This window comes from Gordonia sp. DT30 (genome assembly GCF_049844915.1).
In the GTDB taxonomy this organism is placed as follows: Bacteria; Actinomycetota; Actinomycetes; order Mycobacteriales; family Mycobacteriaceae; genus Gordonia.
The window spans coordinates 46,791-71,647 of record NZ_JBNCLY010000012.1 but is presented as its reverse complement, the minus strand read 5'-3'; the positions used below and the strand labels follow the sequence as shown (position 1 = coordinate 71,647).

General features: G+C 68.8%; 26 protein-coding genes. 13 read left to right on the top strand and 13 right to left on the bottom strand.

The genetic code is table 11. The features are described from left to right. The first annotated feature begins 39 nt into the window (after positions 1-39). The 4 genes from ACLQ3C_RS13080 to ACLQ3C_RS13065 all read left to right on the top strand — a co-directional run bounded on the left by ACLQ3C_RS13080 (position 40) and on the right by ACLQ3C_RS13065 (position 4,443). Positions 40-1,320, top strand: a complete 1,281-nt coding sequence (locus ACLQ3C_RS13080) for a magnesium transporter MgtE N-terminal domain-containing protein (protein ID WP_425705501.1) — start codon at positions 40-42, stop codon at positions 1,318-1,320. Beyond that, a complete protein-coding gene (locus ACLQ3C_RS13075) occupies positions 1,317-1,856 on the top strand; it encodes a DUF1003 domain-containing protein (protein ID WP_425705500.1) in 540 nt (179 codons plus the stop codon). The genes ACLQ3C_RS13080 and ACLQ3C_RS13075 overlap by 4 nt, the downstream gene beginning before the upstream one ends. Before the next feature lie 370 nt (positions 1,857-2,226). After that, positions 2,227-3,264 (top strand): lytic transglycosylase domain-containing protein, encoded by a 1,038-nt coding sequence (locus ACLQ3C_RS13070; protein ID WP_425705499.1) that lies wholly within the window; start codon positions 2,227-2,229, stop codon positions 3,262-3,264. Between the two features lie 36 nt (positions 3,265-3,300). Then, positions 3,301-4,443 carry an Mrp/NBP35 family ATP-binding protein gene (locus tag ACLQ3C_RS13065; RefSeq protein ID WP_425705498.1) on the top strand — a complete coding sequence of 381 codons (1,143 nt, stop codon included), beginning with the start codon at positions 3,301-3,303 and terminating at the stop codon, positions 4,441-4,443. Positions 4,444-4,474: 31 nt separating this feature from the next. Here ACLQ3C_RS13065 and tatB read toward each other — a convergent pair whose 3' ends face one another. The 4 genes from tatB to sigE form a co-directional block, all read right to left on the bottom strand. Continuing rightward, positions 4,475-4,978, bottom strand: coding sequence for a Sec-independent protein translocase protein TatB (tatB, locus tag ACLQ3C_RS13060; protein WP_425705497.1), 504 nt, complete (start codon positions 4,976-4,978; stop codon positions 4,475-4,477). 60 nt (positions 4,979-5,038) lie between these two features. Further along, positions 5,039-6,628, bottom strand: a complete 1,590-nt coding sequence (locus tag ACLQ3C_RS13055) for a trypsin-like peptidase domain-containing protein (protein WP_425705496.1) — start codon at positions 6,626-6,628, stop codon at positions 5,039-5,041. Positions 6,629-6,631: 3 nt separating this feature from the next. Further along, entirely contained in the window at positions 6,632-7,159 is a 528-nt protein-coding gene (locus ACLQ3C_RS13050; protein WP_425705495.1) for a hypothetical protein, read from the bottom strand. A gap of 103 nt (positions 7,160-7,262) precedes the next feature. Next, a complete protein-coding gene (gene sigE, locus ACLQ3C_RS13045) occupies positions 7,263-7,868 on the bottom strand; it encodes an RNA polymerase sigma factor SigE (protein ID WP_425705494.1) in 606 nt (201 codons plus the stop codon). Positions 7,869-8,140: 272 nt separating this feature from the next. Here sigE and ACLQ3C_RS13040 point away from each other — a divergent pair, with 272 nt between their 5' ends. Beyond that, positions 8,141-8,797, top strand: a complete 657-nt coding sequence (locus tag ACLQ3C_RS13040; protein ID WP_425705493.1) for an O-methyltransferase — start codon at positions 8,141-8,143, stop codon at positions 8,795-8,797. 68 nt (positions 8,798-8,865) lie between these two features. Here the strand turns inward: ACLQ3C_RS13040 and ACLQ3C_RS13035 are convergent, their stop codons facing one another. The 3 genes from ACLQ3C_RS13035 to rfbD form a co-directional block, all read right to left on the bottom strand. Next, positions 8,866-9,936: a sugar phosphate nucleotidyltransferase gene (locus ACLQ3C_RS13035; RefSeq protein ID WP_425705561.1), complete on the bottom strand. Its 1,071-nt coding sequence runs from the start codon at positions 9,934-9,936 to the stop codon at positions 8,866-8,868. A 56-nt stretch (positions 9,937-9,992) separates the two neighbouring features. Continuing rightward, positions 9,993-10,973: a glycosyltransferase family 2 protein gene (locus ACLQ3C_RS13030; protein WP_425705492.1), complete on the bottom strand. Its 981-nt coding sequence runs from the start codon at positions 10,971-10,973 to the stop codon at positions 9,993-9,995. Between the two features lie 71 nt (positions 10,974-11,044). Beyond that, a complete protein-coding gene (rfbD, locus tag ACLQ3C_RS13025) occupies positions 11,045-11,959 on the bottom strand; it encodes a dTDP-4-dehydrorhamnose reductase (RefSeq protein ID WP_425705491.1) in 915 nt (304 codons plus the stop codon). 221 nt (positions 11,960-12,180) lie between these two features. Between rfbD and ACLQ3C_RS13020 the strand changes: the two genes are divergently transcribed. Genes ACLQ3C_RS13020 through ACLQ3C_RS13005 form a run of 4 tightly spaced genes read left to right on the top strand, consistent with a single transcriptional unit; the run spans position 12,181 to position 16,030 of the window. Further along, on the top strand, positions 12,181-13,995 hold the full coding sequence (locus tag ACLQ3C_RS13020; protein WP_425705490.1) for an LCP family protein: 1,815 nt from the start codon (positions 12,181-12,183) through the stop codon (positions 13,993-13,995). Positions 13,996-14,035: 40 nt separating this feature from the next. Then, on the top strand, positions 14,036-14,755 hold the full coding sequence (locus ACLQ3C_RS13015) for a TIGR03089 family protein (protein ID WP_425705489.1): 720 nt from the start codon (positions 14,036-14,038) through the stop codon (positions 14,753-14,755). A gap of 34 nt (positions 14,756-14,789) precedes the next feature. Further along, a complete protein-coding gene (locus tag ACLQ3C_RS13010) occupies positions 14,790-15,164 on the top strand; it encodes a nitroreductase family deazaflavin-dependent oxidoreductase (protein WP_425705488.1) in 375 nt (124 codons plus the stop codon). Next, positions 15,161-16,030 carry a dienelactone hydrolase family protein gene (locus tag ACLQ3C_RS13005; protein WP_425705487.1) on the top strand — a complete coding sequence of 290 codons (870 nt, stop codon included), beginning with the start codon at positions 15,161-15,163 and terminating at the stop codon, positions 16,028-16,030. Before ACLQ3C_RS13010 ends, ACLQ3C_RS13005 begins: the two co-directional genes overlap by 4 nt. 16 nt (positions 16,031-16,046) lie before the next feature. Here ACLQ3C_RS13005 and purE read toward each other — a convergent pair whose 3' ends face one another. Continuing rightward, complete coding sequence (gene purE / locus ACLQ3C_RS13000; RefSeq protein WP_425705486.1) at positions 16,047-16,598, bottom strand: 5-(carboxyamino)imidazole ribonucleotide mutase; 552 nt, start codon at positions 16,596-16,598, stop codon at positions 16,047-16,049. Then, positions 16,598-17,896 carry a 5-(carboxyamino)imidazole ribonucleotide synthase gene (locus ACLQ3C_RS12995; protein ID WP_425705485.1) on the bottom strand — a complete coding sequence of 433 codons (1,299 nt, stop codon included), beginning with the start codon at positions 17,894-17,896 and terminating at the stop codon, positions 16,598-16,600. The genes purE and ACLQ3C_RS12995 overlap by 1 nt, the downstream gene beginning before the upstream one ends. A 79-nt stretch (positions 17,897-17,975) precedes the next feature. Between ACLQ3C_RS12995 and ACLQ3C_RS12990 the strand changes: the two genes are divergently transcribed. Further along, the gene (locus tag ACLQ3C_RS12990; protein WP_425705484.1) at positions 17,976-18,536 is read left to right on the top strand and encodes a GtrA family protein; all 561 of its coding nucleotides are present in this window, start codon (positions 17,976-17,978) and stop codon (positions 18,534-18,536) included. Here the strand turns inward: ACLQ3C_RS12990 and ACLQ3C_RS12985 are convergent. From ACLQ3C_RS12985 to ACLQ3C_RS12975, 3 genes are read right to left on the bottom strand one after another with little or no spacing between them, the layout of a single operon-like run. After that, a complete protein-coding gene (locus ACLQ3C_RS12985) occupies positions 18,508-19,917 on the bottom strand; it encodes a sensor histidine kinase (RefSeq protein WP_425705483.1) in 1,410 nt (469 codons plus the stop codon). The genes ACLQ3C_RS12990 and ACLQ3C_RS12985 overlap by 29 nt on opposite strands. Positions 19,918-19,932: 15 nt before the next feature. After that, the gene (locus ACLQ3C_RS12980; protein ID WP_425705482.1) at positions 19,933-20,610 is read right to left on the bottom strand and encodes a response regulator transcription factor; all 678 of its coding nucleotides are present in this window, start codon (positions 20,608-20,610) and stop codon (positions 19,933-19,935) included. Next, complete coding sequence (locus tag ACLQ3C_RS12975; protein ID WP_425705481.1) at positions 20,607-21,206, bottom strand: PH domain-containing protein; 600 nt, start codon at positions 21,204-21,206, stop codon at positions 20,607-20,609. The genes ACLQ3C_RS12980 and ACLQ3C_RS12975 overlap by 4 nt, the downstream gene beginning before the upstream one ends. 181 nt (positions 21,207-21,387) lie before the next feature. On the opposite strand from ACLQ3C_RS12975, the gene ACLQ3C_RS12970 reads away from it, so the two are divergent. Next, on the top strand, positions 21,388-22,002 hold the full coding sequence (locus tag ACLQ3C_RS12970) for a hypothetical protein (RefSeq protein WP_425705480.1): 615 nt from the start codon (positions 21,388-21,390) through the stop codon (positions 22,000-22,002). A 27-nt stretch (positions 22,003-22,029) separates the two neighbouring features. On the opposite strand, the gene ACLQ3C_RS12965 is transcribed toward ACLQ3C_RS12970, so the two are convergent. Next, positions 22,030-22,872: a biotin--[acetyl-CoA-carboxylase] ligase gene (locus ACLQ3C_RS12965; RefSeq protein ID WP_425705479.1), complete on the bottom strand. Its 843-nt coding sequence runs from the start codon at positions 22,870-22,872 to the stop codon at positions 22,030-22,032. A gap of 140 nt (positions 22,873-23,012) precedes the next feature. Between ACLQ3C_RS12965 and ACLQ3C_RS12960 the strand changes: the two genes are divergently transcribed. Together ACLQ3C_RS12960 and ACLQ3C_RS12955 are read left to right on the top strand one after the other, a co-directional pair. Next, positions 23,013-24,641 carry an acyl-CoA carboxylase subunit beta gene (locus ACLQ3C_RS12960; RefSeq protein WP_425705478.1) on the top strand — a complete coding sequence of 543 codons (1,629 nt, stop codon included), beginning with the start codon at positions 23,013-23,015 and terminating at the stop codon, positions 24,639-24,641. Next, positions 24,638-24,856, top strand: coding sequence for an acyl-CoA carboxylase subunit epsilon (locus ACLQ3C_RS12955; protein ID WP_425705477.1), 219 nt, complete (start codon positions 24,638-24,640; stop codon positions 24,854-24,856). Before ACLQ3C_RS12960 ends, ACLQ3C_RS12955 begins: the two co-directional genes overlap by 4 nt. The last annotated feature ends 1 nt before the right edge of the window (position 24,857 follow it).

The following is a 24,857-nucleotide window of genomic DNA, read 5'->3' as shown; positions in this document are numbered from 1 at the left end:
GCGCACGTCCCGGGGTGCGATGCAATTACCCTTACTCCCATGTCGGCGGTGAGCAAGGTGTTCGTGGCCAGGTTAGTCGGATTGGTGGTGCTCGGTCCGGACGGCGAATCGATCGGGCGTGTACGTGACGCGGTGATCTCTGTCCGATTGCCCGGCCAGCAACCGCGTGCCCTCGGTCTGGCGGTCGAGCTGACGACCCGACGCCGCATTTTCGTGCCGATGCTGCGCGTGACCTCGATCGAGCCGAATGCGGTGACGCTCAACACCGGAACGGTGAGCCTGCGTCGGCTGCACCTGCGGCCGGGCGAGGCGCTGGCGATCGGACAGATCCTCGAAACGCGGGTCCGCGTCATCGACCCGGATCTGCCCGATCTCGCCGACCACGACGTGACCGTCGTCGATCTCGGCATCGAGCGCACCCGCACCCGGGACTGGGTGGTGTCGCGTGTCGCCGTGCGCGCCGGCCGGCGCGGACTGCGGCGCGGCGAGACCCACGTCGTGGAATGGGCCAACGTGCACGGCATGACCCAGAGCAGTTTGAATCTGCCCGGCCAGGGTGTCGCCCAGGCCCTGTTGCAGTTCGAGGGCATGCGCGCCGCCGACGTCGCCAACGCGTTGCGGGAGTTGCCGACCAAGCGCCGGGACGAGATCGCCGCGGCACTCGACGACGAACGGCTGGCCGACGTCTTGCAGGAGCTGCCGCCCGACGATCAGAAGGACTTGCTGGGACATCTGGAGCTCGACCGGGCCGTCGACGTCCTCGAGGCGATGGATCCCGACGACGTCGCCGACCTGCTCGGCGAACTGTCCGACCTCGAGGCCGAATCGTTTCTGGTCCGGATGGATCCCGAGGAATCCGAGCCCGTGCGGCGGCTGCTCACCCACTCCCCGGACACCGCAGGCGGTCTGATGACCACCAAACCGATCATCGTCACCGCGGCGACCACGGTCGCCGAGGCACTTGCGCGCATACGCAACCCCGATGTGAACGCGGCCGCCGCGAGCATCGTGTTCGTCGTCCGGCCGCCCACCTCGACCCCGACCGGGAAGTATTTGGGCTGCGTGCATATACAGGCGTTGCTGCGGGAACCACCAGCCAACATCGTCGGCGGCATCCTCGATGCCGACCTGGCGCATCTGCAACCGGAGGACTCGCTGAATACCGTCACCCGATACTTCGCGACGTACAACCTGGTGTGCGGACCCGTGGTCGACGATCAGCAGCACCTACTCGGTGCGGTCAGCGTCGACGACCTCCTCGACCAGCTGCTGCCGCGTGACTGGCGCGAGACCGAGCCGGCCGACGAGGTGACCTCGTGAGCGAACCGCGGGGCCGCCGGCTCGACACGCCGCGCGAGCATCGTCGCCCGGCCTTCAACCTCGACTCCGACGTCGTCGGCGTCTACAGCGAACGCGTCGCCCGCTTCTTGGGCACCGGGCGCTATCTGGCGATCCAGACCGTCATCGTCATCGTCTGGATCGGGCTCAATTTGTTCGCGGTGGCAATCCGCTGGGACCCGTATCCCTTCATCCTGCTCAATTTGGCCTTCTCGACGCAGGCCGCCTATGCCGCGCCGCTGATCCTGCTTGCCCAGAACCGACAGGAGAACCGCGACAAGGTCTCGCTCGAAGAGGACCGGATGCGGGCCGCGCAGACCAAGTCCGACACCGAGTTCCTCACACGCGAACTGGCCGCGGTCCGACTGGCCGTCGGCGACACGGTGACCCGCGACTACCTGCGCAAAGAACTCGACGATCTGCTCGACGACCTCGTCGACCGGCTCGCCGACCGCGAGCTCGACCAGCCCGCCGAGCCCCGCGCGCGCCGTGGCAGCCCCGGTCGCCCCGGGTCGTGATCGGCCCGTCGCCCCGCTGCCGGTGACAACCGGCGTAACGACGAGAACCGGCTCGGCCGATCAAACCCACGGACCGACTTCACCCGGAGACGGTCGGACGGTCGGACGGTCGGAGAAAGATGACTCGGTACCCGAGCAATCCTGGGGTTCGCAATCTTGGACATCCGACCCATATGTATGGTGGACCACATTGCAGGTCGATGGAACGACTCGTCACCACAGCCGTCATCGATCGCGACGCTCCTCGGGGGCAGTGGTGTGAAGTCGACAACGGAGTGGACGACGTGACGAGGCTGGCAACGGCGTATGGGGACCTGGTCGATTCGGCGACGACAGGTGACACGACCAGATCCGGCGATCGGGGTCGGCGATGAGGATTCCGCATCCCTTTCACCGGTCTCGGGGCCCGCACCGCGGCTCGGTCCTTTCGCGTCGGGCGATCTCGCTGGGCGCAGGTAGCGCGCTCGTCGGCGTGATGGTTCTCGGCGCCGCGACCTCGAGCGCCCATGACGGCGGCGGGCTGCCGGTCGCCGCCGACGCCCCGGTGAACATCGCGGGTATCGCCGCAGCCCAGCCCGTGTCGTTGCTCGGCTTCGCGCCGCCACCCGCCCGGACCACTGCCCCGCCGGCCTCACCGCAGTTCCGGCTGTCCGCCGGATTGCCGTCGGGGCCGCTCGGCATCCCCGGCGTGGTGTTGCAGGCCTACAAACTCGCCGCGGACCGGGTGGCCTCGGAGAACCCCGCCTGCAAGTTGCCGTGGTTTCTCCTCGCCGGGATCGGGCGGATCGAGTCCAACCACGCCGACAACGGTTCGGTCGACCAGTACGGGACCACGATCAACCCCATCGAAGGACCGGCGCTCGACGGGTCGCTGGCAGGCAACGAGGTGATCAGGAACACCGACGGATCGCACGCCCGCGCACTGGGCCCGATGCAATTCATCCCCAGCACCTGGGCGGCATGGGGCACCGACGCCAACGGCGACGGCAAAGCTGATCCCAACAACATCTTCGACGCCACCTACTCCGCGGGGCGTTACCTGTGCGCGGGCGTCTCCGACATCATGTCCGACAAGAACAAGGTCGCCGCGGTGATGCGCTACAACCACTCGCTCGAGTACGCGCAGAACGTGCTGGCCTGGGCGGCGGCGTACGCCACGGGCGTCATGCCGACCAACCCGATACCCGAGATGCGGCGTCCACCGAGTTCGTCGTCGAGTTCGTCATCACGGCCGTCGACACCGCCGTCGAGCGGTGCACCGTCTTCGGGCTCCCAGGCCCCGTCGGGCACCACACCAAGTCAGCAATGTCTCGGCATGATCTGCCTGCCACCGGGGATCACCCTGCCTGGTCAGCCCGCTCCGGCACCGGCGCCGCGGAACACCCCGCAGACCACTCCGGCGCGCTGATCGGCGGGTCCTCACCGACGGCTAAGCTGGTCGGTGATGACTACAGGAGTGACACCCAGCGAATCGGCGGTCCGCGCGGCCCTGACGAAGGTCCGGGATCCCGAGATCGGCAAACCCATCACCGATCTCGGAATGCTGAAGTCGGTGACCGTCAACGATGACGGCAGCGTCGATGTCGCGGTGTATCTGACCGTCTCGGGTTGCCCGATGCGCACCGAGATCACCGGACGCGTCGAGACCGCCGTCTCCGACGTGCCGGGAGTGGGCGCGGTACGAGTGGACCTCGACGTGATGGACGACGAGCAGCGAACCGAACTGCGCAAGAAGTTGCGCGGCGACTCCGCCGAGCCGGTCATCCCCTTCGCGCAGCCGGGATCGCTGACCCGCGTCTACGCGGTGGCGTCGGGAAAGGGCGGCGTCGGCAAATCGTCGGTGACGGTGAACCTTGCGTGTGCGCTGGCCGAACGCGGACTCTCGGTCGGCGTGCTCGACGCCGACATCTATGGCCATTCGGTCCCGCGCATGCTCGGCAGCGACGCCAAACCCACTCAGGTCGACAAGATGATCATGCCGCCGACCTCCCATGGCGTGCGGTTCATCTCGATCGGGCAATTCACCAGCGGCAACACCCCGGTGACCTGGCGCGGGCCGATGCTGCATCGCGCATTGCAACAATTCCTCGCCGACGTGTACTGGGGCGACCTGGACGTCTTGCTGCTCGATCTGCCGCCGGGGACCGGTGACATCGCCATCTCGGTCGCCCAGCTCATCCCGGGTGCGGAGATCCTCGTGGTCACCACCCCGCAGCAGGCCGCCGCCGAAGTGGCCGAGCGAGCCGGTGCGATCGCCTTGCAGACGCGCCAGAAAATCCTCGGCGTCGTCGAGAACATGTCATGGATGGAGCTGCCCGACGGCACGCGGATGGAGCCGTTCGGATCGGGCGGCGGCCGGCGCGTTGCCGATCGACTGACGCAGATGGTCGGCTCCACAGTGGAGCTTCTCGGTCAGGTGCCGCTCGAAACCGCGCTGCGTGAGGGCGGCGACGCGGGCACGCCGGTCGTCCTGTCGGCTCCGGAGTCGGCGTCGGGCTCGGCGCTGCGTGCCATCGCCGGCACCCTCGCCGTGCGCCGTCGTGGACTGGCCGGGATGAGCCTCGGCATCGACACCACCCGGCACTGACCCCGCATTGCCGAACCGGTCGATCGCCGAATCAGGTTGCGTCCCACTGGGACACATCGTGATGCCCGCGCGCGGGAACATGCCTCGTCGGCACATCGGGGGTGGCGGGCACGGGCGGCGACGCTTCGGCGGCCGGTTTCGTCAGTGATGGCCCCGGCTCGGCGGCCGGACCGGTCGGCATCGGCGCGGACACGGGCTTGATCGACGGGACCTCGGTGGCCGAGGTGAGGGCCGTACCGGCGTCGGTGAACGTCTTGAACACCGAGTCATCACCGTTGAGCAGATGCTTGGTGATCATCGACTTCGGCGTCATACCCCGCAGTTCGTTGAGATCTGAGAGCGGTTTGCGCAGGTCGTCGAAGTCGGTGCCGAGGTCGTTCTTGAGTTGATCGGTGGCGCCGGTGGCGTACTCGCGCACCTTGCGTAGCGACTGCATCGTCCACGAGATCGCCCCGGGTAGCCGTTCCGGTCCCAGGATGACGAGACCGGCGACGATCAGAATGAAGATCTCGCCCCAGCCGACACTGTCGAACATGGCACTTCCCCGCTTTCGCGCGCCCGATCACCTGCGGACGCCTCTTCACTCGTGGGCATCTCAGTCACTCGCGGGCGTCATCGTGCCCTCGAAAGTACGTCCGTCACGCCAGTACGTGAACTTGACCGGCTCCCCGATCTTCGCGGTCCGCACGGCCACCGTCAATTCGTCGGCACTCTCGATCGTGCGGCCGTTGAAGTCGACGATCACGTCGTTCTCGCGCAGGCCCGCACCCGCGGCCGGGCCGCCTGCGACGACGTTGCGAACCTGTGCGCCGAGGACACGGTCATTCCGGACGTCACTGGCGTTGATCCCGATCTGCGGGTGATTCACCTTGCCATCGCGGATCAATGCCTGCGCGATCGGAACGGCCTCGTCGATCGGGATGGCGAAACCGAGACCGATCGAGCCGCCGCCCGGAACGAGGCCGGCGGTGTTGATGCCGACGACCTTCGCGTCGGAATCGACGAGCGGACCGCCGGAGTTGCCCGGGTTGATTGCGGCATCGGTCTGGATAGCGTCGATCACCGCGTCGGTGTCGGACTCGGCGTCGGGCCGCAGCGGAACCGCGCGGTGCAGAGCGGAGACGATACCGCTGGTCACAGTGCGGTCGAGGCCCAGGGGCGACCCGAATGCCACGACATCCTGACCGATCCGCAGGTCGGTCGAATTGCCGAGCTGGGCGACGGTGAGGTTGTCGACGTTGTCGACCTTGAGCACGGCGATGTCGGTTCGGGGGTCACGGCCGGCGATTCGCGCAGGGACCCGGTTGCGGTCGGAGAAGACGACCTCGAGCTTGGCGGTGCGATCCGACGCGGCCAGGGAGACCACGTGATTGTTGGTGAGAATGTAGCCATCGCGATTGATGACGAAGCCCGATCCGGTGGCCGAACCATTCGCCAGCCGCACATCGACGGAGACCACCGACTTCTCCACGGCGTTGGCGACCCGCTCCACCGGGGAGCCCTGCGTCGCACCGCTGCCCCCACCGTCAGTGGACAGCTTGACGGTATCGCTGTTGAGGGGGGCGGCCACCTCGGCGGTGAACCGGCCCATGAGCCCACCGACCACGCCGATCAGCAGGGCGATCACGGCCAGCGTCGCCAGCGCATGCCACGCGATCCGGCGGCCGAGGAGAACTTCGCGGATACCCAGTTTGGGTCCGGGGGCCGAGGGCGGCGGGGCCGCGGGCTCGGACACCGCGGGCCCGGCCAGCGCCGCCGGGCTGTCCGGGTCGCGCCATGGGTCGGCCGGCGGCTCGGGTTGCTCGTCTGCGCCGTAGGCGGCCAGCGGATCGCGCTGGAGGGTTTCGTCGCTGCCTTCGGGGCGGCCGAAGGCCTCCGCGAGTACCGGATCCGGCGCCGCTAGCATCGGTGCGGGGCGTTCAGAGGTCCCACCGCCCGGCGCGAAGGAGCCGGCGACCCCGGTGGGGCGACCGAAAACCTGCGCGGTGGCCGGGGACACCGGAGCGTGCCTCACCGCACGTGTCGGGACATCACCGCCAGGATCACTGCTGCGGACGTCACCGCCGGGAGAACCGGCACTCCCGGCGTGGCCGGCGGACCATTCGACGCCGGGCTCCGAGTTCGCAGCAGGGTTCTGGGATCCCGGGTTGTGGGCTGCGGGGTCCTGGGGTTCTCGAGAATCCACGTGTCAGCGGCTCCGCCAGCGCAGCATGCGTCCACGGGTCGAGTCGTGGCCGGGTATCGCCGAGGGTTGGCCACCCGGCATCACCTCGGGGTGTGTGCGGCGCGGGCTGCGCGCCGAATCGGCGTGGTCGGTCATGTCGAACTCGCGCGTCGGGATCTGGCTGAGCTGACCGAGGAGTCCGGAGGGCAGGGACATGGTGCCCGACGACCGCAGACGAGTCCGTGCGGCCATCTGCGCGTCGACCGCCGCCCCGCATTCGGGGCACAGTGCCAGATGGTGGGTGGCACGCATGTGGGCGGTCATCCCGAGTTCTCCGTCGACGTAGGCGGCGACGGCCTCGGGTGCGAGATGCTCGGTGGGTGCGAACCGGCGATCGCGCGGTGCACTCGGCCGGCGGTTGGGGGTGAACGAGGATCGTGCGGGTGTCCATGCCGCCGGGTTCCATGCGCGGCGTCGGCGAAGACTGTCCGGATGTTCGCTCGGAACTCCGGCCTCCGGCTGCCGTCGCTGGCCATCCATCATTGTGTTCATCACCCCTTCGGCCGATCGTGATCCCACCTCGCCGGGGACGACGCCCCAGCCTACCGAATGACTCAACGGCCCGGCGGGATGCGGGGTTCCCGCCACGACGGGGTCAGTTCCCGACCACCACCGAACGGCGGTCGCGGTGGCCGCGAGTCAAGAGGAAGTCCCGGATACTCTGCCGGCCGCGGTGGATGCGGCTGCGTACCGTTCCCAGTTTGACGCCCAGTGTGGCGGCGATCTCCTCGTACGACAGACCCTCGATGTCGCAGAGCACCACGGCGGCGCGGAACTCGGGGCTCAATGAATCGAGTGCGGCCTGCAGGTCGCCGTCAAGATTGGCGTCGGCGTAGATCTGTTGCGGGTCGGGGGTGTCGGCAGGCATCCGGTCGTATTCCTCGGGGAGCGCCTCCATCCGGATCTTGTTGCGGCGCCGGACCATGTCGAGGAAGAGATTCGTGGTGATGCGGTGCAGCCATCCCTCGAAGGTGCCGGGCCGATAGTTCGACAATGATCGGAACACCCGGATGAATGTCTCTTGCGTGAGGTCCTCGGCGTCGTGCTGATTGCCCGACAGGCGGTACGCGAGCCGGTACACGCGGTCGGCGTGTTCCCGGACGAGTTCGTCCCAGGTGGGCATCAACATGTCGTTGCCGGTGGCGTCGAATCCCGCGGTACCACCGGGGACCGTGTCTGCAGCCGCCTCGAGATCGTTCATCGTTCGGTGACCGATTCCCTTCTCTACCTTCATCGCAGCGACGCCGGATGAATTAACCATACTGAACCGGACACACAGCGTGGGTATTCCCGCATAGGTATCCCCGCACCATCTCCGGCCGACGCCCTAACCCTCTCCCATCGGAGTGTGGTCGTCGTATGAGCGCCCTGTGTGTTGTCTGAGGAAGCCGATCGGCGCTCTGCTCGGGCGCTCCGGGCACACTCCGGGCGCGCCGTGTGCCGTCGTCGGGGCGGCATGTCTAACCTCGGAGCATGACCGAAACCCAGCCGAGCGACCCACGGGCGGCACTCATCGACTACGCCGAGTCGGCGATCGTGGAGGATGACGCGCTCGTCGCCGCGCGGGCCCGCGGCATCGAACTCGGCGCCACGCCGGTCAGTCCGGCGGTCGGTGCGCTGCTCGCCGTTCTCGCTCGTACCGTCGACGCCCGTGCGGTGGCCGAGATCGGCACCGGCACCGGTGTCAGCGGCCTGTGGTTGCTTGCGGGGATGGCCACCGACGGTGTGTTGACCACGATCGATCCCGAACTCGAGCATCATCGGGCGGCTCGGGCCTCGTTCGCCGGCGCCGACATCAGCCCCGGGCGCACCCGGCTGATCAACGGCACCCCGCGCGACGTGCTGCCCCGTTTGTCGGACAGCACCTACGACCTGGTGTTCATCGACGGTCCGCGTCTGGACCTGCCGCGCTTCGTCTCCGAATCGGTCCGGATGCTGCGCCCCGGCGGGGTGCTGGTCATCCACGATGCCGCCGCCCAAGGGGCGGTCGCCGATCCGGCCCGCACCGACCCGATGACCAATGCGGCCCGGGAGGCGGCGATGCTCGTCGCCGACGATGATCGGTTGTTGCCGGTCGTCATCCCGCTGGGTCCCGGGGTGCTCACCGCGGCGAAGTCGCGCGACGAATAGAGCGGCGAAGTCGCGCGACGAATAGAGCGGCGAAGTCGCGCGACGAATAGAGCGGCCCGGCCGCCACCCTAGACGTCGGTGGAGAAGCGCACCCCGCCATCGGGGATCTGCACGCCGGGCCATACGCGTGCGCCGCGCAGCAACTCGCAGCGGGCACCCACCTCGGCGCCGTCGCCGATGACGGTGTCGCGGACGAGGGCGCGCGGTCCAATACGCGCACCGAATCCCACGATGCTGCGTTCCACGACGGCACCGGCCTCGATGACCGCGCCGTCGAAGATGACGGCGCCGTCCAGTCGGGCCCGTGGCCCGATCTCGGCGCCGCGGCCGACGACCGTGCCACCGATGAGAACGGCGCCGGGTCCGACGCCGGCACCTTCGTGGACGAGTGACTCACCGTGGCGGTCGCCGAGTGCCGGCGAGGGCGCGATGCCGCGGACCAGGTCGGCGGACCCGCGGACGAAGTCCTCGGGGGTGCCCATGTCGCGCCAGTAGGCGTGGTCGACGTAGGCGTGAATGTGGCGGCCGTCGGCGAGTAGACCGGGAAACACCTCGCGCTCCACCGACACCTCACGACCGGCCGGGATGTCCTCGATCACCGACCGCCGGAACACGTAGGTGCCCGCGTTGATCTGGTCGGTCGGCGGATCCTGGGTCTTCTCGAGGAAGGCGGTGACGCGGCCGGCGTCGTCGGTGGGGACCGATCCGAATGCCCGGGGATCGGAGACGCGCACCAGGTGCAGGGTCACGTCGGCGCCGGACTCGCGGTGTGTGTGCACGACGTGGCGGACGTCGGTGCCGCCGAGCACGTCACCGTTGAACACGACGACCGTCGAGGCGGTCAGCTCGGAGAGCACGTTGCGGATGCCACCGCCGGTGCCGAGCGGGTCTTCCTCGGTGACGTAGCGCAGGTTCAGGTCGAGTTTGGATCCGTCCCCGTAGTGTTCGGAGAACACGTGCGCCTTGAACGACGTACCCAGGATGACGTCGCGGATCCCGGACTGCCGGATGCGTGAGAGCAGATGTGTCAGGAACGGCAGGCCCGCGGTCGGCAGCATCGGCTTGGGCGCGGACAACGTCAGCGGACGCAGCCGGGTGCCCTTGCCGCCGACGAGCACCACGGCCTGTACGTCGGACATGTCGACGTCGGGTACCTCCTCGGTGGGGACTCTGGGGTTGCTCACCGAAAAGTGCGTCACGGGGTGTTCCTCTCCGAAGTTCCACGATCGGGGGTTCCACGATCCGAAGTTCCACGATCGGGGGTTCCACGATCGGGGGTTTGCCGATCGGCGGCCGCTGCCGACCCGGTTGGTGAACTGCCGGACCGGGCGGCTGCACGTACGGCCAGCCGGGACCGTACCGCCAGTCCGGCCCGCAGCGCCCACCGGATCGGTGCGCGGAGCACTCCGGGGTGGCGATCGGCCTGGAATCGGTAGGCGCTGCGGTGATGCGCAGGCAGCATCGTCTCGGGCCGCTTGTCGGCGCTGTGTCCCTTCGTGTGGACCACCTCGGCGCCGGGGACGTAGACGTTGAGCCATCCGGCGCGGCCGAGCCGGTCGCCGAGGTCGACGTCCTCCATGTACATGAAGTAGCGCTCGTCGAATCCGGAGATCTCGTCGAAGGCGTTGCGGCGCACCAGCAGACACGACCCCGACAACCAGCCGACGGGCCGCTCGCTCGGCGCGACGTCGTCGGCGCGGTAGGCCGCGGTCCACGGATTGCCCTTCCAGATGCCACCAAGCAACGCATGCCCGGTGCCGGAGACGAGGTCGGGGACGCGGCGCGCCGACGGGTAGACCGAACCGTCGGGTTCGCGGATCAGTGGTCCGAGTGAGCCGGCCCGCGGCCACCGGGCGGCCGCGGCGACGAGTTCGTCGATGGATCCGGGTAGCCACTCCACATCGGGGTTGGCGATCACGACGAAGTCGACGTCCTCATCGATCGCGGCAACCGCGCGGTTGATCCCGCCGCCATATCCGACGTTCCCGCCGGAGTGGACGAGGGTGACGTTGTCGTATGCACGCTCGGCCGCCTCCGGCGCACCGTCACCGGACCCGTTGTCGGCGATCACCACACGCGGTGGCGCGGACGTGGCGTGGCCCAGGCTCGTCAGGAATGTCTGCAGGTGGGGACCCGACCAATAGGTCACCGTCACCACGGCCAGCTTCGAGGTCACCGGGTCAGCGTAGCCAACCGGAGTTCCGGTCTCATCAACCGTCGCATGTGGGGGCCGGGCGGTGTTCGGCGTCACCGGGCGGCCAGTGCGTCGGACAAGGCGATCGACCAGTCCCGCAGTGGGGTGAGTCCGGCCTCGGTCCACGATCGCGGCGACAACACCGAGTACGCCGGGCGTGGCGCCGGACGCGGGAATTCGTCGGTGCGGCACGAGTGCACGCGCCCCGGGTCGGCACCGAGTCCGGCGAAGACCGCGCGGGCCACCTCGAACCAGGTCACCTCACCGGCGTTGGTGGCGTGCAGGATCGCTCCGGCCACCCCGGGCCGGTGGCCACCGGCGACGAGTTCCCAGAGTCCGGCCGCGAGATCGGGGGCGTAGGTGGGCGAACCGGTCTGGTCGTCGACCACGTCGACGGTGTCGCGGGTGCGTTCGAGTCGGCGCATCGTGCCGACGAAGTCCGGGCTGTCGGGCCCACCGGTGTACACCCAGGCGGTGCGCACGATCGTCGCGTCCGGGTCGGCGGCCAGGGCCGCGATCTCGCCCGCACGTTTGGTCGCGCCGTACACGCTCGGCGGAGCGGCATCCGGGTCGGTGTCGCCGGGCTCGTACGGGGTGTCACGCTCCCCGGCGGCATCGGCGAAGACGTAGTCGGTGGAGATGTGGATGAGCCAGGCCGACGAGGCGGCGGTGATCTCGGCGAGCACTCCGGGGGCGAGCGCATTGACCGCGGCGGCGCGCTCCGGCTCGGATTCGGCCCGGTCGACCGCGGTATGGGCGGCGGTGTTGAGGACGACGTCGCCGGCACGCACGTCACGCAGCGCGGTGCGGATGGACTCGGCGTCGGCGAGGTCGACGTCGGCGGAGGTCAACGCCCGGATATCCCGCTCACGGGGTGCACCGGCACGCAACGCGGTTCCCAATTGGCCGGCCGCGCCGATCAGCCAGATGGTCGGGGCGGGCTCGAGGGGCTGCTGGTCGCTCTGCACGGGGTCAGTCTGCCCGGCGGCCCGGCTGCACACCAACGCGCTCGGGCGCCGGGTGGCGATCCGACCGCGAGCGGTGGCGGAAGTCTCTCGGCGTTGCGTCACTGACTTCACGTCCGACTTCAGTAACGTTGGCTTTCGCAAACCACATCAGAAACGTCAGGAACTCAGGCAACTGCTGCCCCGCAGAACAGAAAGCCTCGACCGCAAAGGACTGCCCACCCGTGGACTCCCGCCCCGATGGCGCGCGCAGACGACCCGCCGGTCGCCCGCGTGACAACGAGGTCCGCGCGCGCCGTCCGCAGACCTCCGAATCCGCTGCCGAGAGCCCCCGGCGCCCCGGGCACGAGCGCTCCGATCGCAGACCTCGCACCGGAGAGGACGCCGACGGGCGGCGCCGTCCGGCCGATCCCGGGGCCCGGCGCGGCCCCCGGCAGCGATCCTCGGGTGAGATCCATACGCGCGGACAATCGGGCGGTGCCGCCGCGGGTGCCACCCCGAAGTCGACGAAGCAGCGCGAACACCGCACTGCCGCGGCCGGCAGCGCGAAGCCATCCGGGCCGCCGCCTCACGCCCCGCGTCCGGGCGGCATCCTTTCCGGCTGGCGTGGTGGGCGGGCTGCGGTGCGCAGTGTGATCGTCATCCTCTCGACGGTCGTCCTGGTGTGCACCGGATATGCGTGGAGCAGCATCAACAATCTCGAGTCCGACATCACCCGCCTCGGCGGGCTGGCGCTCGGCGGTGGCGACGACGGCGCGGTGGACATCCTGCTCGTCGGCACCGACTCACGCACCGACGCCAAGGGAAATCCGTTGTCGCCGGAGGAACTCCGCTGGCTGCGATCCGGCGATGACGTCGCAACCAACACCGACACCATCCTGCTGATCCGCGTGCCAAACGACGGCTCGTCGGCGACGGCGATCTCGATCCCCCGCGACTCCTACGTCAACGTGCCCGGTATCGGGATGAGCAAGATCAATGCCGCCTACGGGACGACGCGAGAAGGCGCGCGGCGCAAGGCCGTCGAGGCAGGCAAGAGCGAGGGCGAGGCCGAGCGTCAGGGCACCCAGGCGGGGCGCAAGGCACTGATCGACACCGTGGCCACTCTCACCGGCGTGCGCGTCGACCATTACGCCGAGGTCGGCCTGCTCGGTTTCGTACTCCTCACCAAGGCGGTCGGCGGGGTCGACGTCTGCCTCAAACAGGCTGTCAACGAACCGTTCTCGGGTGCGCGGTTCCACGCGGGCAGGCAAACCCTCGGTGGCCCACAGGCATTGAGTTTCGTCCGGCAGCGCCACGACCTGCCACGCGGCGACCTCGACCGGATCACCCGCCAGCAGGCGTTCATGGCCTCACTCACCCAGAAGATGCTCTCGGCCGGCACCCTGGCCGACCCGACCAAACTGAAGCAGCTACAGGCCGCGGTGTCACGGTCGGTGGTCATCGACAACGGCTGGGACGTCCTGTCCTTCGCCGAGCAGCTCAAGGACCTCAGCGGCGGCCACGTGAAGTTCGCGACGATCCCCGTCACCGACGATCACGGTTGGAGCGACGACGGACAACAGAGCGTCGTCACCGTCGATCCGACCAAGGTCCGAGCCTTCACCAGCTCGTTGCTCGATCCCGCCCGCAACACCGGACGCGCCGAATACACCGTCGACGTCAACAATGCGGGCACGATCGAGGGCCTCGCCAAGAACGTGGCAGGCCTCCTGACCGCCAAGGGATTTCACCAGGGCAAGCTGATGAGCGATCCCGCGAACGAGCGGGATTCGGCCGTCTTCGCCCACAGTGCCGACGACCTCGGCGCGAAACTGCTCGCCAAGGATCTCGGCGGCCTGCCGGTCATGGCCGATTCCACCCTCGGCGAGCACGAACTGCGTGCGGTGCTGACCAACACCTACGACGGTCCCGGGTCGGTATCGGATGTGGGCGGCGGCTCCGGTGACGGCGGGGGCGGCGCGTCCGGCCCAGGTGCCGCGCCGGACGGCAATTCCGCCATCACCGCCGGCTCCGACGGCCCGATGTGCGTCAACTGAACACGCGAACTCCCACATACCCCACCCGGAAGCCGAAGTCGTGACGAACTCCCCCACCATCAGTGCCGCCATCTTCGGCGCCATCGAAGATCAGTCCCGTCCGGCGCTCACGTTCTACGATGACCGCAGCGGTGAGCGTACCGAACTCAGCTGGGCGACCCTGGGCAACTGGGCGGCCAAGACCGCGAACTTTCTCACAGACGAACTCGGTTGTGTCCCAGGAGATGCCATCGTGGTCGACTTGCCCGAGCACTGGCAGAGCGCCGGAATCCTGCTCGGCTGCTGGTGGGCCGGCGCGCATGTCCACACCCGCGCCACCGCTGCGACCACCGACGTACCGGTGGCGGTGTTCACCGACCGCACCGGACTCGACTCGTACCCCGACGCGGATGAGCTCATCGTCGCCCCGCTCGATCCGTTCGCCCTGCCGGTCGGCGGTCTGCCGCCCGGGGTCTCCGACTACGGCAGCCGGGTGCGCATCCACGGCGATCATATCGTCGGCCCGGCCTATTCGGGCCCCGCCCTCGACGGCGACGCCGGACCCGATGTACTCGCCGCGGCACGTTCGGCGGCGGCCGAGTCCGCGATCAGCGGCGGCAGCCGGGTTCTCTCGACGCGTGAATGGCGCAGCGCCGCAGGCATTGTCGGCAATCTCCTGGCCCCGCTGGCGGTCGGCGCCGGTCTGGTGTGGGTGGCTCATCCGTCGGGTGTTCAAGCAGAGCGCGCGGTCACCGAACGCGCCGGGATCGTCCTGTCCTGACCCGCGTGCCGCCGCGATGAGGCACAGTGGTGCCATGCAACTCCCCGCCGTCCTCGCTCGCATGAACAAGGTCGTCAGCAATCCCATCCAGCGTCGGTGGGCCCCGCATCTGGCCCCCTGGGCGATGGTGGAGCACACCGGCCGATCCTCTGGGCGCCGCTACTCGACGCCGGTCCTGGCGTGGGTCGAGGACGACACCCTGGCCATCGTCCTCACCTACGGCCGCGACACCGATTGGGTACGCAACGTCGCGGCCGCAGGCCAGTGCCGGATCACGCGCCGTAACAAGCACTTCCGACTCGTCCGTCCCCGCATCGTCCCGGCCGACTCACCTGATGTGGCCCGGGGGGCCCGGCCGTTCGCGAAGCCGTTCGACTGGGTGCTCATCGGCACCCTGGAGCCGTCATGAGCAGCCGAGACGGCGCCACCGACGACACCCTGTCGGACTTCACCGTCCGCGACGAGACGTACCTCGGGGCCACCCGCCGCGTGTATCGCAAGGGCAGCGGTCCCGCGGTGATCATCATCGCCGAGATGCCCGGGATCTCCCCGGCGGTGGCCGATTTCGCCCGGCGCATCGTCGACATCGGCGCCACCGCGGTGATGCCGTCGCCCTACGGCGTCGACGGCCGTGACCCCTCGCCTGCCGCACGCGGAACCCTGCGCTCCACAGCCGAAATGCTCGGCACCATCGCCCGCGCATGCGTCAGCCGCGAGTTCACGATCCTGGCGACCGGCAAGACCTCGCCCGTGGTCAACTGGCTGCGCGCCCTGGCCGCCGACGAACACCGACGGTGCGGCGGCGTGGGGGTCGGCGCGATCGGCATGTGCTTCACCGGCGGATTCGCCCTCGGCATGGCCACCGACGAGCGGTTGCTCGCCCCGATACTGGCCCAGCCGTCGCTGCCGGCCGCCATCTCCCCCGGCCGGGCCCGGGCCATCGATGTCTCGCCCGCCGACCTGTCGACGGTGGCCGCGCGCTGCGCGGCCGGGCTCGAGGTCATGGGCGTGCGCTTCGAGGGCGATCGGATGTCCCCACCGGCACGCTTCGAGAACCTGCGGCGCCTTCTGGGCGATGCCTTCACCGCGATCGAACTACCGGACTCGGCGGCCAACCCCGATTCGCCGATGCCGACCCCACCGCACGCGGCTCTGACGGTCGATCTCATCGACGAGCCAGGGCAACCCACCCGGGACGCACTCGATCAGGTGCTGGGTTTCCTGACGCGCCGATTACAACTCGACCCGCCCGGCCCACACCGTCACGAGAACTGACCCGACCTCGAAGAACTCAGTCGCCCAACAGCTTCTGACGCAGCGCGGCATCCTTGTCGAGCACCATCTGCTCGAGGCCGGCCTGGAAATCCGCCATCCGCGAACGCAGCGACGGGTCGGCTGCGCCGAGGATGCGCACCGCGAGCAGGCCCGCGTTGCGAGCGCCGCCGATCGAGACGGTCGCCACCGGGACACCCGCAGGCATCTGCACGATGGAGAGCAGCGAGTCGAGTCCGTCGAGGTGACGGAGCGCAACCGGCACACCGATCACCGGCAGCGGTGTCGACGCGGCGACCATTCCGGGCAGGTGCGCGGCTCCGCCGGCACCGGCGATGATGACCTCGATCCCGGCCTCGGCGGCACCGGTGGCGTAGTCGAGCATGCGCTGCGGGGTGCGGTGCGCCGAGACCACCCCGACCTCGAACGGCACGTCGAATTCGGCCAGCGCCTCGGCCGCGAGTTGCATTGTGGGCCAATCGGAATCGCTGCCCATGATCAATCCGACCCGAGCGTGGCGAGCCGTCTGGGCCCCGGCCACCTCGGTTCCGTTGTCGGTCGACTCGCTCATCAGTGCCCTTCCCATCCGTCGGTCCACACCGCGTGTGACATCCAGTGCGCCGCACGTTCGGCGCGCTCACGCACCGCGGCGAGCTGTTCGCCGTGTGCCCCGACGATATTCACATGCCCGATCTTGCGGTCGACGCGCTCCCCCTTGCCGTAGAGGTGCACCTTCGCGGCCGGTATCCGTCCCATCAGGTGGTGCAGGCGCTCGTCCATCGACATCTGCGGCGCCGACGGCGCGCCGAGGATGTTGGCCATCACCGTCAGCGGTGCGCTCGGCGCGGTGTCACCGAGCGGATAGTCGAGCACCGCGCGCAGGTGCTGCTCGAACTGTGAGGTGACCGCGCCATCCATCGTCCAATGGCCGCTGTTGTGCGGACGCATGGCCAGTTCGTTGACGAGGAGCTCACCGTCGGTGGTCTCGAACAATTCCATCGCCATCACCCCGACGACGCCGAGCTCGTCGGCCAGCCGCAACGCCATCTCCTGCGCCCGCACGGCGAGCTCGGCACCGAGGTCGGGTGCCGGTGCGAGCACCACGGCACACTGCCCGTTGCGCTGGATGGTCTCCACCACCGGCCACGCGCCGCCCTGCCCGAACGGTGACCGGGCGATCATCGCCGACAGCTCCCGTCGCATGGGCACCTTCTGTTCGGCGAGCAGTTCGATGCCTGCGTCGAACTGCGCGTCGAAGACGGCCAGCGCGGCGGCGCGGTCGTCGAGGATCCACACCCCGCGGCCGTCATAGCCGCCGCGGACGGCCTTGAGGACGATCGCCCAGCCATGCCGGTCACCGAATTCGATGAGCCGGCCACGCGCGAGTCCCAGATCGCCCGCCAACTCGACGAAGTCGGGTACCGGCAGTCCCGACTGCTTCAGTCGCACCCGCATCGCCTGCTTGTCCTGAGCGAAGCGCAGGGCCGCCGACGGCGGCAACACCGAAATCCCTTCGGCCTCCAGCGTCTGCAGATGGTGCAGGGGCACGCCCTCGTGGTCGAAAGTCAGTGCCACCGCACCCTGCGCGGCGCGACGCAGATCGGCGATGTCGTCGTGCGAACCGATGATCACGTCCGGACTCACCTGCGCGGCCGGTTCATCCGGTCCGGCGGCGAGCACCCGAAGGCATTGGCCGAGGGCGATCGACGCCTGATGGGTCATCCGGGCCAGCTGGCCACCGCCGATCATCGTGACCGTCGGCATACGCCCCGCACCGGCAGCCGATCGTGGCTCCGAGGGCGCGGGCGGGGTCGTCTGCGCGCCCGGAAATGCGGGCGCGTCACCGTCAGAAGAGCTCACGCGGTACATCGTGGCATGCCGGGCATGTCGGACGCATGACCGACCGGGGTGATGTCAGCGTGCCCGGCGGGTCCTAGACTCGTGTCTTGTGCCATTCATCGATGAGATGGTCGCCCGTCTGCCGGAGTCGGTTCGCCGGCTCCTGATGCGGCACCACGAACTCATCAAATTCGCCATCGTCGGCGGCACGACGTTCCTTTTCGACATGGCGATCTTCTATCCGCTGGCACTCACCGTGCTCGAATCCAAGCCCGTGGTGGCCAAGATCATCTCGGGTGTCCTGGCCACGATCCTGAGTTACATCCTGAATCGCGAGTGGGCGTTCAAGAATCGCGGCGGCCGGGAACGCACCCATGAGGCCCTGCTCTTCTTCGCCATCAGTGGTATCGGCGTTCTCGTACAGGCCGCCCCGCTGTTCGTCGCCAACAATCTGTTTTCTCTGCGCAGCAACCTCGACGTCACCGACCAGGTGATCGTCGACTTCGTCCTCAACTATCTGATCGGCAACTTTCTGCAGATGGCGTTTCGCTTCTGGGCACTGCGGAAATTCGCATTCCCGGAGGAGAAGCTGCGTGGCGGCGACGCCGGATCGACAGATCTGCATCCCAGTGCCGAGGAACTCAACGATGAGGAACTCGGTCACGCCTGAGGCCCGGATCCGGTCCGGGCCGGCCGGGTTCGGACCGGCGCGACGGAGCTTCCGAGCGCCCAGCGGACCCGCTTTCTTCTGACGCCGCCGAGCCGTCGGGCTCCGGCGCCACCGAGGGCACCACGATCGAGAACACGGCCGGGCGCCGGTTCGCCAGTTCGAGACGTCCACCGTCGGCCTCGACCAAGGCGCGCGCGAGCGAGAGGCCGACCCCGTTACCCGCCGGGCCGGCGCCGCTGCCCGCGGAGAATCCGCGGCGGAAGATCGATTGCGCGATGTCGTCGGCGACACCGGGCCCCTCGTCGGCGATCGTGATACGCACCATGTCGCCGGTGAGCTCGCCGACGTCGATCCGGCAGCGTCCGGCGCCGTGCTGCAGTGCGTTGTCGACCAGCACGCTGACCGCCTCGCGCAGCCGACCCGGCTGCGCACTCAGCGCGCTCACCTCGCCGGCGAAGGACACCGTCACCTCGCGGCCCTGCGCGTCGAAGGCATTCTCGAAGTCACCGACGAGCCGCGTCAGCAGTTCGGTGACGTCGACTGCCTGCAGCGGGGCCGGATCGTCCCGCGAGGCCGCCACCATCTCATCGAGTTCGTCGGACAGCCGCTCGACCTGATCGAGGGCGGCCTCGGCCTCGGTCACCACGGCCGGGTCGTCGTGCAACGCCAGTTCGTCCAGGCGCAACTGGATCGCGGTGAGCCGGCTGCGGAGCTGATGGGAGACGTCACCGACGATCTCGCCCTCACGTTCGAGGCGCAACGCGATCTCGGTGTTCGCGTTGCCGAGCGCCCGGGACACCCGGTCGAGTTCGAAGATCCCGTAGGTCTTCCATGCCGAACGGAAGTCGCCGCGCGCCATCGCCGACGCGCGGTCGGCGAGGTCGATCACCGGGTCGGCGATGCGTCCGGCGGTGACCGCCGCGACCACCGTCCCGGCCACCAGGGACGAAGCGACGACGATCGTCACGATGCCCACCGCGGCCAACTGGTCGTTGCGTACGTCGCTGCGCGGGATCTCGAGCACCAGCGACCCGGCGTCGCCGAGGCCGATCGAGTCCGACATCGTCGCGCCGTCGATCTGCGCGCCGACCGCACGCGTCGCCGACCGACCGTCGGATGCCGCGTATGTGAGGACCAGTCGGCCCTCGTCCGGTATCAGCGCCGCCAGCGGCGGCGAATCGAGCAGCGCCGGGTCGAGCGTCGCGTCTCGCCCGTCCTCGGTCCGGATGAGTTGATCGGAGATCGACTTGAGTCGGCTGTCGAGCGTTTGGTGTGCGTTGTCGGCAACCCACCACCAGGCGATCACCGAAAGCGGGATACCCAGCGCTGCTCCGACCGCCAGCAACATGGCGATCATGGTGTACAGAATGCGTCGGCGCATCGGGGCCAGCTCGCCTTACGGGTCGAAACGGAAGCCGACGCCGCGGACGGTGACGATGTGGCGGGAGCGGTCGTGCCGATCGTCACCGATCTTGCGCCGCAGCCACGAGACGTGCATGTCGAGGGTCTTCGACGACCGCAGGTCCGCCGATCCCCACACCTCGGTCAGGATCTCGTCGCGCCCGATGACCTCACCGGCACGCTCCATCAGGAACCGCAGCAGATCGAACTCGCGGTTGGCCAGCACCAGCTCGGTACCGCCGAGCGTGACCCGCCGCGCCCGGGCATCCAGGCGCAGGTCCCCACCCTCGAGCACGACGTCGTCGGGGCTCTGCCGGCGACGCAGCAGCGCCCGCACCCGGGCCAGCAGCTCGGCCAGCCGGAACGGTTTGCCGACGTAGTCGTCGGCACCGGCGTCGAGGCCGACCACGAAATCCACCTCGTCGGTACGCGCGGTGAGCATCAGCACGGCCAGTTCGGGCTGATGGACCCGCACCCGCCGGCAGACCTCGAGACCGTCGATCTCGGGCAGACCGAGGTCGAGGATGAGCAGCTCGAACCCGCCGTCGGCGACGCGCGCGAGGGCCTGTGTCCCGGTGCCCACGACCTCACACCCGTAACCCTCGCGGGTCAGGGCCCGGGCGAGTGGTTCGGCGATGGCGGTGTCGTCCTCGGCCAGCAACACGACGGTCATCGGTGTCTCCCCCACCTTCCGGGGCCGGCCTCCGCTCGGGAAACGTCGCGGTCCGGGTCGTTCTCGTGGCGATCCTCGAAGTCGCCACGCTCGACGCTCTCGGTCACGTCGAGCACCTCGTGGTAGAGCAGCGCATGAACCCGTTCGACCTGCGGGACGTCATCGAAGGCCAGCGGCTCGTCGGACGCCGACTCGATGAGCAGCGTGCCCGTCCGCAGCAACCGATCGATGGGTCCATGCCGGAACTCGACGGTGTTGATGCGGCGAATCGGGATATCGATGCCCGATCGGGTGAGGATGCCGTTGCGGAAGATCACCCGGCGGTCGGTCAGCACGAAGTGCGTGGTCTGCCACGAGATGAGGGGCCGCGCGAAGAACCAGACCGCCGCGGCCGCCCACAGCACGGCGACGACGACGTAGCCGGCCAACGCGCCTGCTCCGGTCAGCGACGACCCGTCGACCAGGCCCGCGAGCAGTCCGGCGACCGCGGTGGCGAGGACGAACAGGATGAACGGGGCGAGCAGACACTTCCAATGCGGATGCCGGTGCAGTACGACCCGCTCACCCGGTGCGAGGTTCTCCCGCGGGTAGGCCATGCGTGCCAGCATAGGCCGCGCGGCCGCCCGGACCCCGGCAGACGCCGACTGCGTGAATCTTCGTGGCCCGGCTCGGCCACCGGTCGATCTCGGTAGGATGACCCCGACCACACAAGACCGACCGACCGCACAAGACCCGACCACACGGTGCCCCACGGCGCCGCAGGTTCAGGAGCCTCCCATGAGCTATCGCGATCCCCGGGATCCCCGCGATCCCCGCACGGCCAAGTACGAGCCCGGATACGACGCGCCCGAGTCACGCGCCTACAGCCAACAGGAGCCGGCCTACCGCGGTGCGCCGGACCCGACCGCGTACCCCCAACCGCAGTACTCGCAAGCCGGCGGACACCCGCAGCCTCGCAAGCGCATCGGGCCCGACATCCATGTCGGGATGTACGTCGGCGGCATCGTGATGACCGGTGTGGTCACCGGGCTCGCCGCCTGGCTGGTCGCGTGGATCATCCGGGCGATCGTCGACCGCGTGAACGCGGCGGGCAAGTTCGGTGTGTGGAATCCGGTCGCCCAGGACGAATACTGGTTCGCCGTGGTCGGATTCCTCGCCGCCCTGGCCGCCGGCGCCCTCTGGTACGTGCTGCAGATCATCACGCCGTCGCCCGATCAGTTCTTCCGCTGGATCGTCGGCCTGCTGATCGCCGCGGCGGTCATCATCCCGCTGGTGCTCTCGGCACAGTTCTCGGTCGGCCTCGGCACTGCGGTGATGCACCTGGTGATCGGGCTGCCGATCTTTTCACTGGTACCGGCGATGGGCCACAAGTGCCGCACCGGCACCCGCTGAACCTCCATCCGCTCAACCTCAGGCCGCTCAACCTCGATCCGCGAGCGGCCGAAGATGCACGACGTCTCCGGCTGCGGCCGGAAAGCGTTGTCCCCCATCCTGTTCGATGACGATGCGGCCATCGTCGTCGATGTCGACGGCCTGCCCGATGATCTCGGTGTCGCCCGGCAGGATCAGGCGAACGCGCCGGCCCAGGGTGTCGCAGTGCTCCCGGTAGGCGGCGGCGATCGTGTCGAGGTGATCGGGCCAGCCCTGCTCGGACAACGCGCGCAGGTATTCGATCGCCAGGGCGGCCAGATCCGGCGCGGCCAGTGGTTCACCGCCCTCGATGCGCAGGCTCGTCGCCGTGGGCACCGGTAACTCGTCGGTCCTCAGGTTGGTGTTGATGCCGGTCCCCACGATGACGATGCCCCCGCCGGGCGCGGACACGTACTCGGCGAGGATGCCGGCGATCTTGCGTTCGGCGATCAGGACGTCGTTGGGCCATTTGAGCGCCGGGCGCACCCCGGTGTGCCGGTACACCGCGGTCGCGGTCGCCAGCCCGGTCGCCAGCGACAACCAGCCGAGCTTCGCGGCGCTCTCGCCCACCGGCAGCACCGCCGAGAGGGCCAGCTGGGCACCCGGGGGCGCCGACCAGATCCGCGAACGGCGCCCGCGACCCGCGGTCTGATCGGTGGTGATGCGCACCGTGCCCACGATGTCGGGGTCCTCGGCACGTGCGGCGAGGTCGGCATTGGTCGATCCGGTGGAGTCCACCACCTCCACATGCCGCCAGATGGTGCCGGCCAGTTCGGCCCCGCGGGCCTCGATCGCCTCCCGCAGACCAGAAATCGGATTCGTCGGGACCGGGTGTGTCGCATCGGGGGTCATGACCAGTGAGCCTACGACTGCGGCCGCGATCACCGCGGACAGATCACCGCGGGTCGCCGACCGATCACTCGGAAACATGAGGTCTTCTCACTTTGGGCCGGTTGACGTGGCTCACATCGGTCTCGCTAGCATCGAGGTTCATGACCACTGCTTCGTCCGAGTCCGGCGCCGCGCCAGACATCCACACCACGGCCGGAAAACTCGCCGATCTGCGTCAACGTCTCGATGAAACCCAGCACCCGGTGGGCGAGGCCGCAGTGGAGAAGATCCACTCGAAGGGCAAACTGACCGCCCGCGAACGCATCACCCATCTGCTCGACGAGGGCTCGTTCGTCGAACTCGACGCACTGGCCCGCCACCGCAGCACCAATTTCGGGTTGGCCGAGCGCCGCCCGCTCGGCGACGGCGTCGTCACCGGTTACGGCACCATCGACGGTCGCGAGATCTGCGTCTTCTCCCAGGACGTCACCGTGTTCGGTGGCAGCCTCGGCGAGGTGTACGGCGAGAAGATCGTCAAGGTGATGGACCTGGCGATCAAGACCGGGCGACCGCTGGTCGGCATCAACGAGGGGGCCGGCGCACGCATCCAGGAGGGTGTGGTCTCCCTCGGTCTCTACGGCGAGATCTTTCACCGCAACGTCCGCGCCTCGGGTGTCATCCCGCAGATCTCTCTGATCATGGGCGCCGCGGCCGGCGGCCACGTCTACTCCCCCGCCCTCACCGACTTTGTCGTGATGGTCGACGGAACCAGCCAGATGTTCGTCACCGGACCCGATGTCATCAAGACCGTCACCGGCGAGGACGTCACCATGGAGGATCTCGGCGGTGCCACCACGCACATGACCAAATCCGGTGTGGCCCACTACGTTGCCTCCGACGAGGAGGACGCCCTCGACTACGTCAAGGACTTGCTGGGCTACCTGCCCAGCAACAACCGCGCCGAGGCGCCGCGCCTGCCCGTGGCAGCGCCGGTCACCGGTTCCATCGCCGACAGCCTCACCGACGAGGACCTCGAACTCGACACGCTGATCCCGGATTCGCCGAATCAGCCCTACGACATGCACGAGGTCATCCGCCGGATTCTCGACGACGACGAGTTCCTCGAGGTCCAGGCGGAACGGGCGACCAACATCATCGTCGGGTTCGGCCGGGTCGACGGACGCAGCGTCGGAATCGTCGCCAATCAGCCGACACAGTTCGCCGGCTGCCTCGACATCAACGCCTCGGAGAAGGCCGCGCGCTTCGTGCGCACCTGCGACGCCTTCAACATCCCGATCGTCACCCTCGTCGACGTACCAGGCTTTCTGCCGGGCACCGATCAGGAGTTCAACGGCATCATCCGCCGCGGCGCGAAGCTGCTCTACGCCTACGGCGAGGCCACCGTCGGCAAGATCACGATCATCACCCGCAAGGCCTACGGCGGCGCCTACGACGTCATGGGGTCCAAGCACATGGGCGCCGACGTCAACCTCGCATGGCCGACCGCGCAGATCGCGGTGATGGGCGCGTCAGGTGCGGTCGGATTCGTCTACCGCAGCCGCTTGAAGGACGCCGAGGCAAGCGGCGAGGACGTCGCCGCGCTGCGCCTGGAGCTGCAGCAGGAATACGAGGACACGTTGGTGAACCCGTATGTGGCGGCCGAGCGCGGCTACGTCGACGCCGTCATCCCGCCTAGTCACACCCGCGGCCACATCGCCACCGCACTGCGGCTGCTCGAGCGCAAGATGGTCACGATGCCGCCCAAGAAGCACGGGAACATCCCGCTGTGAGCGGCGCGGAGAACCCGGTGAAGCCCTTCCTCACCGTGGTCAGCGGCAACCCGACCGACGAGGAGGTCGCCGCGCTGGTCGCCGTCCTTGCGACGGCATCATCGGCGAGCGCCGGCGACGGCGATCCGGCACTGCGCGACCACTGGGGCAGCCCGGTCGATCGGCTGCGTCCGCAATGGGGCGGGCCGGGCTCCTTCACCAATTTGCGATACTGAC